The 16,870-nt window shown below is 67.4% G+C and carries 13 protein-coding genes; 11 read left to right on the top strand and 2 right to left on the bottom strand.

Going from position 1 to position 16,870, the window contains the following annotated elements:
- Window position 1 precedes the first annotated feature (1 nt).
- From QPK29_RS25695 to QPK29_RS25645, 11 genes are read left to right on the top strand one after another with little or no spacing between them, the layout of a single operon-like run.
- On the top strand, window positions 2-943 hold the full coding sequence (locus tag QPK29_RS25695) for an XrtA-associated tyrosine autokinase (protein WP_056134216.1): 942 nt from the start codon (window positions 2-4) through the stop codon (window positions 941-943).
- The gene (locus tag QPK29_RS25690) at window positions 924-2,507 is read left to right on the top strand and encodes a TIGR03016 family PEP-CTERM system-associated outer membrane protein (protein WP_160406952.1); all 1,584 of its coding nucleotides are present in this window, start codon (window positions 924-926) and stop codon (window positions 2,505-2,507) included. Before QPK29_RS25695 ends, QPK29_RS25690 begins: the two co-directional genes overlap by 20 nt.
- A 17-nt stretch (window positions 2,508-2,524) precedes the next feature.
- The gene (locus tag QPK29_RS25685; RefSeq protein WP_056134210.1) at window positions 2,525-3,610 is read left to right on the top strand and encodes an XrtA/PEP-CTERM system-associated ATPase; all 1,086 of its coding nucleotides are present in this window, start codon (window positions 2,525-2,527) and stop codon (window positions 3,608-3,610) included.
- Window positions 3,607-4,491 (top strand): XrtA system polysaccharide deacetylase, encoded by an 885-nt coding sequence (locus tag QPK29_RS25680; RefSeq protein WP_229412417.1) that lies wholly within the window; start codon window positions 3,607-3,609, stop codon window positions 4,489-4,491. The genes QPK29_RS25685 and QPK29_RS25680 overlap by 4 nt, the downstream gene beginning before the upstream one ends.
- Complete coding sequence (locus tag QPK29_RS25675) at window positions 4,488-5,585, top strand: FemAB family XrtA/PEP-CTERM system-associated protein (RefSeq protein WP_056134206.1); 1,098 nt, start codon at window positions 4,488-4,490, stop codon at window positions 5,583-5,585. Before QPK29_RS25680 ends, QPK29_RS25675 begins: the two co-directional genes overlap by 4 nt.
- 3 nt (window positions 5,586-5,588) lie before the next feature.
- The gene (locus QPK29_RS25670; RefSeq protein WP_056134203.1) at window positions 5,589-6,791 is read left to right on the top strand and encodes a TIGR03087 family PEP-CTERM/XrtA system glycosyltransferase; all 1,203 of its coding nucleotides are present in this window, start codon (window positions 5,589-5,591) and stop codon (window positions 6,789-6,791) included.
- Window positions 6,782-8,344 (top strand): exosortase A, encoded by a 1,563-nt coding sequence (gene xrtA / locus QPK29_RS25665; RefSeq protein WP_056134199.1) that lies wholly within the window; start codon window positions 6,782-6,784, stop codon window positions 8,342-8,344. The genes QPK29_RS25670 and xrtA overlap by 10 nt, the downstream gene beginning before the upstream one ends.
- Window positions 8,345-8,375: 31 nt before the next feature.
- Complete coding sequence (locus tag QPK29_RS25660) at window positions 8,376-9,593, top strand: TIGR04063 family PEP-CTERM/XrtA system glycosyltransferase (protein ID WP_056134197.1); 1,218 nt, start codon at window positions 8,376-8,378, stop codon at window positions 9,591-9,593.
- A gap of 16 nt (window positions 9,594-9,609) precedes the next feature.
- A complete protein-coding gene (locus QPK29_RS25655) occupies window positions 9,610-10,776 on the top strand; it encodes a TIGR03088 family PEP-CTERM/XrtA system glycosyltransferase (RefSeq protein WP_371770433.1) in 1,167 nt (388 codons plus the stop codon).
- 42 nt (window positions 10,777-10,818) lie between these two features.
- Window positions 10,819-12,726: an XrtA/PEP-CTERM system amidotransferase gene (locus tag QPK29_RS25650; protein ID WP_371770434.1), complete on the top strand. Its 1,908-nt coding sequence runs from the start codon at window positions 10,819-10,821 to the stop codon at window positions 12,724-12,726.
- A 9-nt stretch (window positions 12,727-12,735) separates the two neighbouring features.
- Window positions 12,736-14,073 carry a putative O-glycosylation ligase, exosortase A system-associated gene (locus QPK29_RS25645; protein ID WP_371770435.1) on the top strand — a complete coding sequence of 446 codons (1,338 nt, stop codon included), beginning with the start codon at window positions 12,736-12,738 and terminating at the stop codon, window positions 14,071-14,073.
- Here QPK29_RS25645 and QPK29_RS25640 read toward each other — a convergent pair.
- Together QPK29_RS25640 and QPK29_RS25635 are read right to left on the bottom strand one after the other, a co-directional pair.
- On the bottom strand, window positions 14,070-15,299 hold the full coding sequence (locus QPK29_RS25640) for a pyridoxal-dependent decarboxylase, exosortase A system-associated (RefSeq protein ID WP_371764189.1): 1,230 nt from the start codon (window positions 15,297-15,299) through the stop codon (window positions 14,070-14,072). The genes QPK29_RS25645 and QPK29_RS25640 overlap by 4 nt on opposite strands.
- Window positions 15,296-16,864 carry an acyl-CoA ligase (AMP-forming), exosortase A system-associated gene (locus QPK29_RS25635; protein ID WP_371770514.1) on the bottom strand — a complete coding sequence of 523 codons (1,569 nt, stop codon included), beginning with the start codon at window positions 16,862-16,864 and terminating at the stop codon, window positions 15,296-15,298. The genes QPK29_RS25640 and QPK29_RS25635 overlap by 4 nt, the downstream gene beginning before the upstream one ends.
- Between the last annotated feature and the right edge of the window lie 6 nt (window positions 16,865-16,870).

Below are 16,870 nucleotides of genomic sequence, written 5' to 3'. Positions count from 1 at the left end.
CGTGAGCATCATCGAAAAAGCGGCCAGCCGGATCGACCTGCAGCGCAACGCGCCCGCCGTCGCCAAGACGCCGGAAACGGCCACCGTCGACGTCGTCGAGGCGGACGCGCCTGTCGTAGCGCCCACTGTGCCGGCGCACGCAGCACCGGCAGCAGAAGCCGCCGCGGCCCAGGCAAGCGCCGCCGCCGCCGAAGCGCCTCCGGCGCAAAAATTCTCGACCCGCCGCGTGGAACTGGACCTGAACCGCATGCGCGACCTGGGCATGGTCACCGCCGCCGGCGGCCGCACGCGCCTGCTGGAAGACTTCCGAGTCATCAAGCGTCCGCTGCTGCAGCGCGCCTTCGCCGAACGGGCGGAAGGCGCGAAGCCGGGCAACCTGATCATGGTGACGAGCTCGCTGCCGGGCGAAGGCAAGACCTATTGCGCGATCAACCTGGCGATGAGCATCGCGATGGAACTCGACCATACGGTGCTGCTCGTCGACGCCGACGTCGCGCGCCCGTCGGTGCTGCGCTCGCTCGGCCTGCCGGCGCACCGCGGCCTGATGGACATCCTGCTGGACGACAAGATCGACATGGCCGACGTCATGCTGCGCACCAACGTCGACACGCTGTCGATCCTCCCGGCCGGCACCAGCACCCCGCGCGCGACCGAGTTGCTGGCCAGCTCGTCCATGAGCTCGCTGGTGGACGAGATCGCCCACCGCTATCCGGACCGCATCGTGATCTTCGACTCGCCGCCACTGCTGCTGACGAGCGAATCGCGCGTGCTGGCCTCGCACATGGGCCAGATTGTCATGGTGGTCGAAGCCCAGACGACGACCCAGCATGCGGTCAAGGAAGCACTGCACCAGCTGGAAGGCTATCAAAACGTCAATCTCATCTATAACAAGACCAGGGAGTTCCCCGGCATCGAAGAAACGTATGACTATCACTACGGCTAATTTGTCCGTCCACCGGCCGGTCAAATGGCCGCGCAGCGCCGCCCTCCGGCTCACGCCGCTTGCAGTGGCGGCACTATTGCTGTCGAACCAGGCGTGGGCACAATGGCGGGTCATCCCCACGATCCAGTTGCGCGAAACGTATTCCGACAACGCGAGCAACCAGGCGGACGATCAGGCCCACGGCAGCTTCATCAGCGAAGCGGCGCCCAGCCTGAGCATCACCGGCACCGGTCCGCGCCTGAAGGTCGCGGCGAGCGCGGAATGGCGCAAGTTCGCCTATAGCAACGACGACATCGGCAACACGCGCAACAGCGACCGCCGCTACCAGGCCGTGGCCAATGCCATCGCCGTCAGGGACTGGCTGTACGTGGACACCAGCGCGAGCGGTTCGCGCCAGGCCGTGTCGGCGTTCGGCCCGCTGCCGAACAATTCGTACACGGCCAACAACGGCACGGACATCCGCACCTGGAGCATCAGCCCTTACGTGCGCCACCAGTTCGGCACGACGGCCACCCTGAACGCCCGCTACCAGCGCGATTCGGTCGAAGGCGGCACCGGCAGCGGTTTCGGCAACAGCCTGGCCAGCACGGGTGCGTTCGACGTGGCCAGCGGTCCCGCATTCCCCGACCTCGGCTGGAACGTGCATTATTCGCACCAGGACATGAGCGCCCAGCGCACGGGCAAGACGACGAACGAGAACAGCCTCGCCGGCCTGCAGTACCGCGCCACGTCGCACCTGAGCCTGACCTCCAGCGTCGGCTACGACAAGTACGAATACAGTGCGCTCTCCGAAAAGACGAGCGGCCGCAGCTGGTCCGCCGGTTTCATCTGGCAACCGTCGACCCGCACCCGCATCGCGGCCACGGTCGGCCACCGTTACTTCGGCAACACGGGTTCGCTCGACGCCAGCTACCGCACGCCGCACACCGTGTGGACGGTGACCTATGCCGACATCGTCACGACGTCGCGCCAGCAATTCCTGCTGCCGGCCGCGGTCGATACGGCCGCCATGCTGGACCAGATGCTCGTCAGCCGCTATCCCGATCCGGTGCAGCGCCAGCAGATCGTGCAGGCCTATATCGCGCAAGCGGGCCTGCCGCCCACGCTGCCCAGCGCCATCCCCTACCTGAGCAACCGCTACATGCGCAACAAGCGCCTGCAGGGCGGCGCCACGCTCCGCGGGGCGCGTAGCACGCTGCTGTTCACCGTGTTCAAGGAACGCATGAACGCCCTGTCGCTGCAGCAGGAAGACAGCACCCTGCTGCCATCGCAGCTGAGCTCCCTGAACGAGGACACGGACCAGAAAGGCGCCAGCGCGAGTGCCGACTACAAGCTGTCCTCGCGCACCTCGGCCCACGCGAGCCTGTACGGCGTGAACGTCAAGTCGCTGCGCACCGGCGTCACCAACGACGTCCGCCAGCTGAGCATGGGACTGAGCAGCCGCTTCGACACCAAGACCACCGGATCGCTCGACCTGCGCCACTCGAAAGGCCGCGCCGGCGTATTCGACAACCGCGACTACCACGAGAACGCGATCGTGGCGACGCTTACCGTCCAGTATTGAGCCCGCGGAGGCATACGATGTACGAGTCTTTTTACGGATTATCCGCCAAACCTTTCCAGCTGCGCCCGGACCCGCATTTCTTCTTCGGCAGCAAAGGCCACAAGCGCGCCATGGCCTACCTCGAGTACGGCCTGTCGCAGGGCGAGGGCTTCATCGTCATCACCGGTGAAGTCGGCGCGGGCAAGACCACGCTCGTGCGCAACCTGTTCAACCGGCTGCCCTCGGACCAGATCGTGGCCGCCCACATCGTCAACACGCACCTCGATCCGGACGACACCCTGCGCATGGTCGTCTCGGCCTTCGGCCTGCCGTACGAGGGCGCCAGCAAGACGGACCTGCTCACGCGCCTGGAAAAATTCCTGTGCGACGTCGACCACCAGGGCAAGCGCGCCCTGCTCGTGATCGACGAAGCCCAGAACCTGTCCGCGCGCACGGTCGAAGAGCTGCGCATGCTGTCGAACTTCCAGACCGACGACAAGTCGCTGCTGCAGACCTTCCTGCTCGGCCAGCCCGAATTCCGCGCCACCCTGCACAGCCCCGGCATGCAGCAGCTGCGCCAGCGCGTGATCGCCAGCTACCACCTGGGCCCGATGGATGCGCAGGAAACCCGCGCCTACGTCGAGCACCGCCTGACCACCGTCGGCTGGAAGAGCGACCCGGCGTTCGACGACGGCGCGCACGACGCGATCTATGCCTACAGCGGCGGCATCCCGCGCAAGGTCAACACGCTGATGGACCGCGTGCTGCTGATGGGCTTCCTGGAAGAGATGCACGCGTTCGGCGAGCAGGACATCAATACCGTCGTCAAGGACATCAGCGAAGAATTCCAGGTGCCAGATCCGGCCGGCGCTCCGGCGGTCGGCACGCCGGCACCGGACACGCTGCCGGGCCACCTGTCCGATGACGATGGGGACGCGGACTACAAGACCGGCCTGCGCACCATCGACCAGCGCATCGGCGAGCGCCGCGTCAGCAGCGTCGAAGTGCTCGACGAACGCATGATGCGCCTGGAGAAATCGATCGTTTCCGTGCTGTCGATCCTGAAGAAGATCGTCGCCACGCCCCACGGGGCGGTAACCCACCCTATGGATAATCAAGAATGAACATGGTCGAACTCGCTCCGCGGCCCGTGCCGGCCCCGGGGCAACGCATCCGCAATGCGATGACCTGCGACGTCGAGGATTACTTCCAGGTCTCGGCATTCGCCCCCTACATCGATCGCGCCAGCTGGCCGGCGCGCGAATGCCGCGTCGAAGCCAACATGGATCGCATCCTTGGACTGTTCGAACGCCACGGCGTGCGCGCCACCTTCTTCACGCTGGGCTGGATCGCCGAACGCTATCCGCAGGTGGTGAAACGCATCGTCGCCGCCGGCCACGAACTGGCCAGCCACGGCTACGGTCACCTGCGCGCCTCGGACCAGACCCGCGCCGAATTCGCCAACGACATCCGCTCCGCCAAGGCGCTGCTGGAAGACATCGGCGGGCAGGCCGTGCTGGGCTACCGCGCGCCCAGCTTCTCGATCGGCCGCGACAACCTGTGGGCGCTCGACGAGCTGCTCGACGCCGGCTACCGCTACAGCTCCAGCATCTACCCGGTCGTGCACGACCACTACGGCATGCCGGAAGCGCCGCGCTTCGCGTTCTACCCGAACGGCACCGACGGCCTGCTGGAAATCCCGATCACGACCGTGCAGCTGATGGGCCGTAACCTGCCGGCCGGCGGCGGCGGCTACTTCCGCCTGCTGCCGTACGCGCTGTCGCGCTGGATGATGGCCAAGGTCAACCGCGAGGATGGCCAGCCCGCCCTGTTCTACTTCCACCCGTGGGAAGTGGACCCCGGCCAGCCGCGTCCCGAAGGCCTCGGCGCCAAGGCGCGCTTCCGCCACTACATCAACATCGACCGGATGGAACGCCGCATCGAATCCCTCGCGCGCGACTTCGCGTGGGACCGCATGGACAACATCTTCCTGAACCGCCCATGAACTCCATCATCGAAGCAGCAGCCGCCAAGCGGGCCGCCCCCGTCGTGGCAACCTCACCAATGACGCTGCACACGCTGCAGGCGCACGAAAACGCCCGCTGGGATGCGTTCGTGCGCGCCTGCCCGGACGCCACCTTCTTCCACCTGTCCGGCTGGCAGAAGGTCATCGAAGGCTCGTTCGGCATCAAGACCTGGTTTTATTACGTGCAGCAGGACGGCCAGATCCTCGGCGTCCTCCCCCTCGCGGAAATCAGGAGCCGCCTGTTCGGCCACTCGCTGGGTGCGATGCCGTTCTGCGTGTACGGCGGCCCGGCCGCAACGAACGATGCGGCGCGCGCCATGCTCGACCAGGCCGCGCACGAACTCGCACAAAAGCTCGGCGTCGGCCACCTGGAATACCGCGGCATGCAGCGCTTCCACCCGGACGACGCCAGCTGGCACACCAAGGAGTTGTACGTCACGTTCCGCAAGGAGATCACGGGCGACGACGAGGCCAACCTGAACGCCATCCCGCGCAAGCAGCGCGCGATGGTCCGCAAGGGCATCAAGCTGGGCCTGCGCGGCGAGGTCGACAACAACGTCGACCGCATGTTCGAAGCCTATGCCCGCAGCGTGCACCGCCTGGGCACGCCGGTGTTCCCGAAAAAATACTTCGCCATGCTGCAGGAAGTCTTCGGCGACGAGTGCGAAGTGCGCACCATCGTCACGGACGACAACCGCCTCGTGGCCGCCGTGCTGTCGTTCTACTGGCGCGACGAAGTCGTGCCCTATTACGGCGGCGGCATGGACCTCGCGCGCGAAGTGGCCGGCAACGACTTCATGTACTGGAACCTGATGCAGGCAGCAAGCGCGCGCGGCTGCCGGCTGTTCGACTTCGGCCGCAGCAAGCTGGGCACCGGCGCCTACGATTTTAAAAAGAACTGGGGCTTCACGGCGCAGCACCTGCCGTACGAGTACAAGCTGTACGGCGCGACCGCGCTGCCGGACAACAATCCGCTGAACCCGAAATACCAGCTGTTCATCAAGATGTGGAAGAAGCTGCCGCTGCCGGTGGCGAATTTCATGGGCCCCTACATCGTCCGTAACCTGGGATAAGCGATGGAAGACCTGCTGCTGCTGATCCACCGGATCCCGTATCCGCCCAACAAGGGCGACAAGATCCGCTCGTACCACCTGCTCAAGCACCTGGCCCGGCACTACCGCGTGCACCTGGCCACGTTCGTGGACGACCCCGACGACTGGCAGTACGTGCCGCATGTCGAGGCGCTGTGCGCCAGCAGCCATTTCGCCGGCATGAAGCCCATGCTGGCGCGCGTGCGCAGCCTGCAGGCCCTGCTGAAGAACCGCTCGCTGTCGCTCGAGTACTACCGCGACGCCTCGCTCGCGCGCTGGGTCGACGCCACCGTGGCGAAACACAAGATCGAGCGCGTGCTCGTGTTCTCGTCGGCGATGGCGCAGTACGCCGACCCGTACCGCTCGGCGCGCCGCGTCGTCGACTTCTGCGACGTCGACTCGGACAAGTGGAGACAGTACGCCGAACAGAAATCGTGGCCGATGAACTGGCTGTACCGCTACGAGGCGCGCCAGCTGCTGGCGTACGAACGCCGCGTGGCGCGCGACTACGACGCGTCGCTGTTCGTCTCGGCGCCGGAGGCGGACCTGTTCCGCCAGCTGGCGCCGGAAAGCACGGCCAAGATCGGCCACTTCAGCAACGGCGTCGACACCGACTACTTCTCGCCCGAGCACCCGCATGCGAATCCGTATGCGCCGGACGAGCGCGCCCTCGTGTTCACGGGTGCGATGGATTACTGGCCGAACGTGGATGCCGTGCAGTGGTTCGCGGCCGACGTCTTCCCGCGACTGCGCGAGCGCTTCGGCGACGTGAAGTTCTACATCGTCGGCTCGCGCCCGGCGCCGGCCGTGCAGGAACTGGCCAGGCTGCCGGGCGTCGTCGTGACGGGCACCGTGCCGGACGTGCGGCCTTACATCGCGCATGCCGCCGTGTCGGTGGCACCGCTGCGCATCGCGCGCGGCATCCAGAACAAGGTGCTGGAAGCGATGGCGATGGCGACGCCGGTCGTCGTGTCGCCGCAGGCGCTGGAAGGCATCGACGCCGTGCCGGGCAGCGAACTGGTACTGGCCGAGGATGCCGGCGCCTTCGTCGACGCCGTGAGCACGCTGCTGGCCGGCCAGGACAGCGCGGCCGCCGCGATCGGCGCCGCGGCCCGCGCCAAGGTCCAGCGCCGCTACAGCTGGTCCAGCAACCTGGCCTGTATTGGGGAGAGTCTCGAATGTTCCTGAAACCGCCGCCCGGCGTGATCAACGCCACTTCCGCTCCCATCTCGCGCCAGGGCACGGCGCTGATCGTGCTGGCCCTGCTCGCGCCGTTCCTGCTGTACCTGGGCACCGTGCGCTCGATCGTCTCGGTGTGGAACAGTTCCGAAACCTTCGCCCACGGCTACGTGATCCTGCCGATCAGCCTGTGGCTCATCTGGCGCCGGCGCGAGAATTTCAGCCTGTACCCGCCGCAGCCCTGGCCGCCCGCGCTGCTCCTGCTGGGCGTCCTCGGCGCCGGCTGGCTCGCGGCCCAGCTGGGCGAGGTGCAGGTCGTGTCGCAATACTCGTTCGTCGCGATGTTCCCCGTCGCCGCGCTGGCCCTGTTCGGCCCGCGCCTGGCCGGCTCGCTCGCCTTCCCCCTGCTGTTCCTGCTGTTCGCGGTGCCATTCGGCGAAATCTTCGTGGCACCGCTGATCCAGTTCACGGCCGACTTCACGGTGTGGGCCGTGCGCGCCACCGGCATCCCCGTGCTGCGCAGCGGCACCCGCTTCGAGCTGCCGACCGGCAGCTGGTCCGTGGTGGAAGCCTGCAGCGGCGTGCGCTACCTGATTTCCTCGATCACGCTGGGCTGCCTGTACGCCTACCTGACCTACCGGTCCATGCTCCGGCGCGCGCTGTTCATCGGCCTGTCGGTCATCGTCCCCATCATCGCCAACGGCCTGCGCGCCTACATGATCGTGATGATCGGCCACCTGTCCGGCATGGAGCTGGCGACCGGCGTCGACCACATCATCTACGGCTGGCTGTTCTTCGGTCTCGTCATGTTCGTCATGTTCTGGATCGGCAGCTTCTGGCGCGAAGACACCGTCGCCGCGCCGGCTTCCGCCTCCGCGACTGCGGCCACGTCCGCATCCGCGCCGCGCGCCGCCGGCACGCCACGCCGCCTGCCGGCGATGGTGATCGGCGTGCTGCTCGTGTGCGCGTTCTGGCCCGCGCTGGCGCTGGTGGGCGAGCGTGCCAACCATAATCCGGCCCCCGTACGCCTGGCCGACGTCGCCGTGACGGCGCCGGCCGCGGCCGACTTCGCGGACTGGAAGCCCTTCTACATGCAACCGGATGCGCGCTTCCACCGCGCCTACCAGGCCGGCGGCGTGCCCGTCAGCCTGACCGTCCTGTACTACCGCAACCAGAACCCGGACAAAAACCTGATCAGCTCCATGAACCGCCTGAACGGCTACGAGGATGCCTGGCACGAGGTCGAAGGAACGTCGCGTGCCGAGACCGTCGCCGGCACGCCGGTCACGCTGCACGAAGGCATCCTGCGCACGCCGCAGAGCGCGATCATGGTCTGGTCCTTCAAATGGGTCGGCGGTCATTACACCGGCAACGACGCCGTCGGCAAGCTGTGGCAGGCCGCGAACAAGGCGCTGCTGCGCGGCGACGACGGCGCCGCCGTGATGCTCGCCGTCCCGTACGACAACGACAAGGAACGGGCGCGCGCCGCGCTGCACCGCTTCCTGGCCGAACAGGGCCCGGCACTGGACCAGGCGCTGAACGCGACCCGCACCCGTCAATAACACAACGCGACAACCAGAACGGAAAACGACCATGCGTGTACTGCACGTCCTCGACCACTCGATCCCGCTGCACAGCGGTTATACCTTCCGCACCCGTTCGATCCTGCGCGAACAACGCGCGCTCGGCTGGGAAACCTTCCACGTCACCGGCGCCAAGCAGAATTCCGGCGACATGCTGGAAGAAACCGTCGACGGCCTGCACTTCTACCGCACGCCCGAATCGAAGGGTGCGCTGGCGAAGATGCCCGTGCTGAACCAGGTGAACGTGATCGACGGCTTGGCCAAGCGCCTGGCCGAGATCATCCCGCTCGTGAAACCGGACGTCCTGCACGCGCACTCGCCGTCGCTGAACGCGATCGCCGCGCTGCGCGCCGGCAAGCGCTTCAACATCCCCGTCGTGTACGAAGTGCGCGCGTTCTGGGAAGACGCCGCCGTCGACCACGGCACCAGCACGGAGAACGGCCTGCGCTACCGCCTCACGCGCGCGCTCGAGACCTATGCGCTGAAGCAGGCCGACGCCGTCACCACGATCTGCGAAGGCCTGCGCAAGGATATCGTCGCGCGCGGCGTCCCGGCCGACAAGGTCACGGTGATCCCGAACGCGGTCGACATCGAAAAATTCTCGATGGGCGGCACGCCCGACTTCGGACTGAAGGAACAACTGGGCCTCGCCGGCTCGCGCCTGATCGGGTTCATCGGCTCGTTCTACGCGTACGAAGGCCTGGACGTGCTGCTGCGCGCCGTGCCGACGCTCGTCGCGCGCATGCCGGACCTGCGCGTGCTGCTCGTCGGCGGCGGCCCGCAGGACGCGCAATTGCGCCAGATGGCGAAAGACCTGAACATCGCCGACAAAATCGTGTTCACGGGCCGCGTGCCGCACGACCAGGTCAACAAGTACTACGACCTGCTCGACGTGCTCGTGTACCCGCGCCTGTCGATGCGCCTGACGGACCTCGTCACGCCGCTCAAGCCGCTGGAAGCGATGGCGCAGGGCCGCATCCTGGCCGCGTCCGACGTCGGCGGCCACCTGGAACTGATCGCCGACGGCAAGACCGGCGTGCTGTTCCGCGCCGACGATCCGGACTCGCTGGCCGACAAGGTCGGTGCGCTGCTCGCCGCGCAGGAGACGTGGCCGCAGCTGCGCCAGGCCGGCCGCCACTACGTCGAGACGGAACGCAACTGGAAGGTCAGCGTGGGCCGCTACCCGGCCATCTACGGCCGATTGACGAAGAAGGCGCTGGCGGCATGATCATGAAGGCGCGACGATGAATGCACCTGCTCCTGCACTCACCCCGGCCGGCGTCGACACCCGGCCGCTGGTCGTGCACCTCGTGTATTCGCTCGGCGTAGGCGGCCTGGAGACGCTGCTCGTCGACTGCATCAACCGCATGCCGGCGTGGCGCCACGCCGTCGTCTGCCTGACGACCTACACGTCGTTCGCCGACCGCATCGCCCGCCGCGACGTCGAACTGCACGCGCTCGGCAAGCCGCCGGGTCTCGGCCTCGGCACGCACCTGACGTTCTGGCGCCTGATGCGGCGCCTGCGCCCCACCGTGCTGCACACGTACAACCTGGCTGCGCTGGAATACGCGTTCACGGCGACACTGGCCGGCGTCCCCGTGCGCATCCACGCGGAGCACGGCCGCGACGCGAGCGATCCGCACGGCCTGAACCCGAAGCACAACTTCCTGCGCCGCCGCCTGGTGCCGTTCGTCGACCGCTTCATTCCCGTCTCGGAAGACCTGAACCGCTGGCTCGGCGACGTCGTGCGCATCCCCACCGCGAAGACGCTGTTCATCAAGAACGGCGTCGACACGGACAAATATGCGCCCGGCGGCACGTCCGCGGCGGACGCGCCCTTCGATGCGGACGACATCGTGATCGGCACCGTGGCCCGCGTGCAGGACGTCAAGAACCACCGCGCCCTCGTCGACGCGTTCGCGCGGCTGCGCAATCAGCTGCCTCGACTCGCGCCGCGCCTGAAGCTGGCGATCGTCGGCGACGGCCCGCTGCTGCCGGCCGTGCGCGAACAGGTCGCGCAGCTCGGTCTCGACGGCGCCGTGTGGCTGCCCGGCGCACGCGCCGACATCGCCGCGGTGCTGCACACGTTCTCGATCTTCGCCCTGCCCTCGCTGGCGGAAGGCACGCCCGTCTCGATGCTGGAAGCGATGGCATGCGGCCTGCCCGTCGTCGCCTCGCGCGTCGGCGGCATTCCGGAAGTCGTCGACGAAGGGGTGCAGGGCCTGCTCGTGCCGGTCGGCGACGTCGACGCATTGGCGGCCGCGCTGGCGCGCTACGCGCAGGATGCCGGCCTGCGTACCACCCACGGCGTTGCTGCCCGCGCGCGCGTGGAAGACCGTTTCAGCCTGCGCGCCATGGTGGCCGCGTACGGCGCGCTGTACGACGGACTTTGCCGAAACAAGGCACACTGACGCGTTACCGTTTCACCCAACACAAGCAAGAAAGCCAACACCATGTGCGGAATAGTCGGAATCTTTGACACCCAGGGCAACCGGGAGATCGACCGCGAAGCGCTGCGGCGCATGAACGAAAGCCAGCACCATCGCGGTCCCGACGAAGGCGAGCTGTATCTGGAAAAAGCCCTGGGCATGGGCCACCGCCGCCTGTCCGTGATCGACGTGGCCACGGGCCAGCAGCCGTTCCTGAACGCCGCGCGCGACGTGGCCCTCGTGTTCAACGGCGAGATCTACAACTACCGGCTGCTCCGCGACGAACTGGTCGCGCTGGGCCACGTGTTCCGCACGAAGTCGGACACGGAAGTCGTCATGAACGCCTGGATCGCGTGGGGCGAGGACTGCGTGCGCCGGCTGCGCGGCATGTTCGCGTTCGGCGTATGGGACCGCCGGAAGCAGACGCTGTTCCTCGCGCGCGACCACGTGGGCGTGAAGCCGATGTTCTATTCGCTGCTGCCCAGCGGCCTGTTCGTGTTCGGCTCGGAACTGAAGTCGATCATGACCTTCCCCGAACTGTCGCGCAAGCTGAACCCGTGCGCCGTCGAGGATTACTTCGCCTACGGCTACGTGCCGGAGCCGAACACGATCTTCCACAACGCCTATAAACTCAGCCCCGGCCACGCTATCCTGCTGAAGGTCGGCGACCGTGCCGTGCAGCCGAAGCGCTGGTGGGATCTGTCGTTCAACGTCGCGCCGGCGCGGCCGGAAGCGGACGTCGAGGCGGAGCTGATCGAGCGCGTGCGCGAAGCGGTGAAGAGCCAGATGGAAGCGGAGGTGCCGCTGGGCGCCTTCCTGTCCGGCGGCGTCGATTCCAGCGCCGTCGTCGCGATGATGGCGGGCGAGCGTGACGGCACCGTCAGCGAGGGCGTGACGACATGCTCGATCGGCTTCGACGATCCGGAATTCGACGAGACCCAGTACGCGATGCAGGTGGCGCAGCGCTACCGCACGCACCACCACGCGCAGATCGTCGACAAGGACGATTACGGCCTGATCGACACGCTGGCGCATTTGTACGACGAGCCGTTCGCCGACAGTTCCGCGATCCCGACCTACCGCGTGTGCCAGCTGGCGCGCCGCCACGTGACGGTGGCGCTGTCGGGCGACGGCGGCGACGAGAACTTCGCCGGCTACCGCCGCTACCGCTTCGCGATGGCCGAGCACAGCGTGCGCTCGAAGGTGCCGGAAGCGATCAGGAAGCCCTTGTTCGGCACCCTGGGCAGCCTGTACCCGAAGGCCGACTGGGCACCGCGCGTGTTCCGCGCCAAGACGACGTTCGAGTCCATTGCGCGCGACCTGGTGGAGGGCTACTTCCACGGCGTGTCGCGCCTGCCGGACCGCCAGCGCGACCTGCTGTTCTCGGATACGTTCCGGAGCGACCTGCAAGGCTACCGCGCGATCGACGTGATGCGCGCGCACGCCAAGGAGGCGCCGACCGACGATCCGCTGTCGCTGATCCAGTACCTCGACTTCAAGACCTGGCTGCCGGGCGACATCCTGACGAAGGTCGACCGCGCCAGCATGGCCCACTCGCTGGAAGTGCGCGTGCCGCTGCTCGACCACGAATTCTGCGAATACGCGGCGACGCTGCCCCCGAGCCTGAAACTGCGCGGCGGCGAGGGCAAGTACATCCTGAAAAAATCGCTGGAACCGCACCTGCCGCACGACATCATGTACCGCGCCAAGAAGGGCTTCTCGATCCCGCTGGCGGCCTGGCTGCGCGGCCCGCTGCGCGACGCCGTGCGCGAGGCAGTGCTGGGCGCGCGCCTGGTCGATACCGGCATCTTCAACCGGCGCTACCTGGAAAAGCTGGTGGCCGAGCACCACGCCGGCACGGCCGATCACAGCGTGGCGTTGTGGTCGCTGATGATGTTCGACGCGTTCCTGCGGGTCAGCGCCGGGGCATGAGGACGCAACATGCGTGACATCATCCTTCTCATGGCGATGCTGGCCAGCATCCCGTTCGCGCTCAAGCGCCCCATCGTGGGCGTGCTGGTGTATGCAGTCTTCAGCCTGATGAATCCGCACAGGCTGACCTATGGCTTCGCCAGTTTCTTCCCGTTCGCGATGATCATGGCGGCGGTCACACTGCTGTCCGCCCTGTTTTCGAAAGAACAGAAAAAGCTCCCGTTCACGCCGGTCGTCATCCAGCTGATGATCGTGATCTTCTGGGTCACGCTGACGGCCGTGTTCGCGCTCAACCAGGCCGGCGCCTGGGAGCAGTGGAGCACCGTCATGAAGACGATGCTGATCGTCGTCCTGACGATCGCGGTCACGCGCACCGTCAACGACGTGAAGGCCCTGGTGCTGACCGTCGCCGCGTCGCTGGGATTCTGGGGCTTCAAGGGCGGTCTCTGGACCATCATGACAGGCGGCCATAACGGTGTGATCGGCCCGCAAGGCACCTATATCGGCGACAACAACACCCTGGCACTGGCCATGGTGATGAGCGTCCCGCTGATCATGGCCGTATCATCGTTCGCGCCCACCAAATGGACGAAGCGCGCGGCCATCGTCGTGGCACTGCTCACCGGCGTATCGGTCATCGGCTCCTATTCGCGCGGCGCCCTGCTGGGCGGCACGTGCATGGCCTTGTTCCTGTGGCTGAAATCGAGTTCGAAAGTCAAGACCGGCATGCTGTTCGCGCTGGCGATTCCGCTGCTCCTCGTCGCGATGCCGTCCGCCTGGATGGACCGGATGCATTCCATCGACAACTACAAGGAAGATCCCTCGGCGCTGGGCCGCATCAACTCCTGGGGCTTCGCGATCAACGTCGCCAACCACCTGCCGCTCGGCGGCGGCTTTGCGACGTTCACGCCGCAGATCTTCCAGCTGTACGCACCCGATCCCACTGTGTTCTTTGTCGCCCACAGTATCTACTTCCAGGTACTGGGGGAGCACGGCTACTTCGGCCTGATCCTGTACCTGCTGATGTTCTTCTTCGCATGGCGCACCGGTTCGCGCATCGTGAAGAAGTGCGGCAAGGATCCGGAGCTCACCTGGGCCGCGACGACGGCCCGCATGTGCCAGGTCAGCATCATCGGCTACATGACGGCGGGCGCGTTCCTGGCGATGGCCTATTACGACCTGCCGTACTATGTCCTGGCGATCCTCGTGTGCCTCGAGAAGGTGTTGTTCATCGCACCGCAGCCGGACAACACGCCGCCGCTGCGCCTGCCCTTCCTGTCGCGCCGCAAGGCACGGACGGACGCCTGGAAGCAGGCGGCGCCAGTGGCGACGCCCCGCAAGCGCTAGACCAGCACTTCCAGCGGCGCCGGGTGTCCCAGGAAGGCGCCCGGACTTGCCGTGGGGCCGTAGGCGCCGGATTGGAACACGACGATCAGGTCGCCGACCTGCGCATGCGCCAGCTCCATGCGGTCGGCCAGGATGTCGAGTGGGGTGCACAGCGGCCCCGTCACGCTGGCCGGGCCGCTGTCCACGGCCGACATGCGGTTGCCCACGGCGACCGGATAATTCTTGCGGATGACCTGGCCCAGGTTGCCGGACGCGGCCAGGTGGTGGTGCATGCCGCCGTCCGTCACGAGGAAGACTTCGCCGCGCGAGACCTTGCGGTCGACAACGCGTGCCACGTACACGCCGCATTCGCCGACAAGGTAGCGTCCCAATTCGAGCGCCAGCCGCGCCTGCGGCAGCGCCGCCGTCAGGCTCTCCACCTCGGGCGCCAGCCGCGCGGCGATCGGCGCCACATCGAGTCTTTCCTCGCCCGGAAAATACGGAATGCCGAAACCGCCGCCGATGTTCACCTGGCGCACGGGCACGGGCGCCGCCTCGGCCAGGCGCAGCGCGAGCGCGATGCTGCGCGCCTGCGCGTCGATGATGGCGTCGGCACGCAGGCTCTGAGAACCGGCGAAGATGTGAAAGCCCTGGAAGTCGACGTTCAGCGTCCCCGCCAGGCGCAGCACGCGCGGCACCTCTTCGGCGTCGATGCCGAACGGCTTGGCGCCGCCGCCCATCTTCATGCCGGAGGATTTCAGTTCGAAGTCCGGGTTCACGCGCAGGGCTATGCGCGGCGCGATGCCGAACGCGTCGCCGATGCGCGCGAGGGCGATCAGTTCGCGCTCCGATTCCACGTTCACGCAGACGCCGGCCGCGACGGCTTGCGCCAGCTCGTCCTCCTGCTTGGCCGGACCCGCGAAGCTGATGCGCGCCGGCGCCATGCCGGCATCCAGCGCCGTTTTCAGCTCGCCGCCGGACGCGACGTCGAGACCGTCGACGAGGCCCGCCATGTGCTGCACGAGCGCCGGCATCGGATTGGCCTTGATCGAGTAGTGCAGCAGGACGCCTTGCGGCAGCTGGGCGCGCAGGTCGCGCACGCGCTGCGTGCACAGGGCGCGGTCGTAGGCGAAGAAGGGCGTGCGGCCCACGCGCTGCGCGAGCCGGTTCAGCGGGATGCCGCCGACCTGCAGGACGTCGTCGACGACGGGAAAGTGGATCTGCGGTGCGTGGCGCGGCTTGTTCATTGTGCTTCGTTCGTGTGCAGGGTTTGGCGCAGCAAATTGCGGTCGATCTTGCCGTTCGGGTTGCGCGGCAGCGAACCGGCGCGCAGGTCGATGCGGGCCGGGACCATGTAGGCCGGCAGGCGGCGCTTGCATTCGGCCAGCAGGGCGGCGCCGTCGATGGCCCCCTCCGCCACCGGCACGGCGATCACGGCGATCGCCTGGCCCAGTTGCGGATGCTCGATGCCGAAGGCCGCCACCTCGGCGACGAGGCCGGTCGCGTGCAGCACGGATTCGATCTCGGTGGGGCTGATGCGGTAGCCGGACACCTTGATCATGTCGTCGCTGCGGCCGATGAAATACAGGTAACCGTCGGCGTCGCGGCGCACCGTGTCGCCCGACCACACCGCGAGTTCCGGCACGGGCAGGCCCGGATCCTGGCCGGGCGTGGGGCGGAACCGCTGCGCCGTGCGCGCCGGGTCGTTCCAGTAGCCCAGCGCGACGAGCGCGCCGCGGTGCACGAGTTCACCCGGCTCGTCGGCATCGCACGGCGTGCCGTCCGGGCGCACGACGAGGATCTCGGCGTTCGGGATCGCGCGGCCAATCGAATCGGGCCGGCGCGCGACTTCCTCCGGCGGCAGGTACGTGGAACGGAACGCTTCCGTCAGGCCGTACATCAGGAAGATCCGCGTGTCCGGCAGGATCTCGCGCAATGCCTGCACCGTCGGCACCGGCATGGCGCCGCCGGAATTCGTGATGAAGCGCAGCGTGCAAGCGGCGGGCCATGCGAGGCGCGCCAGCGCGATCCACAGCGGCGGCACGGCGGCGAGGCCCGTGATGCGCTCGCGCGCGACCATCGTCACGATGTCCTTCGGGAACAGGTAGTTCATCAGCACGACACAGGCGCCGCGCAGGAAGGCCGTCGTCAGTTGCGACAGGCCGTAGTCGAAACTGAGCGGCAGCACGGCGAGCAGGCGGTCGTCGCTGCGCAGGTCCAGGTAGCTGGCCACGCTGTGCGCGCCCGCGACCATGTTCCGGTGCGACAGCACGACGCCCTTCGGCTGGCCCGTGCTGCCGGACGTGTACAGGATCGCGGCGACGTCGGTGTCGATACGGCGGTGCGGCGCCGGGTCGCCGGTCTGCGGTTCGGGCCACGCCAGCACCGGCACGGCGGCGGGTACGGACGCGGCGTCGCCGTCGGCCAGCAGCACGGCACGCAGGTCCGGGCAGCGTTCCAGCACGGGCGCCAGCTGCGCGAGGCGTTCGGCCGTCGTGGCCAGCAGGCGCACGTTGCAGTCGGCGAGGATGTACGCAACCTGCTCGGGCTTGAGCAGCGGATTGACGGGTACGAAGACGCAGCCGGCGGCTGCGGCGCCGAACATGGCGGCCACGTTCTCGATGCGCTTTTCCATGTACACGGCCACGCGCGCGCCCGCTTCCAGGCGTGCGTCCAGCAGCAGCGCGGCGACGGCGCGCACGTCGTCGGCCAACTGCGCATAGCTGCAGCGCCTGTCGCCGTACGCGAGCGCTTCGGCGGCGGGCGTGCGCGCCGCGGTCTCGAACAGGGAGTCGTGGATCAAATGGTTCATCAATGC

It is taken from the genome of Massilia orientalis, from assembly GCF_030411975.2.
In the GTDB taxonomy this organism is placed as follows: Bacteria; Pseudomonadota; Gammaproteobacteria; order Burkholderiales; family Burkholderiaceae_D; genus Telluria; species Telluria orientalis.
This window is presented reverse-complemented; position numbering and strand designations above follow the sequence as displayed.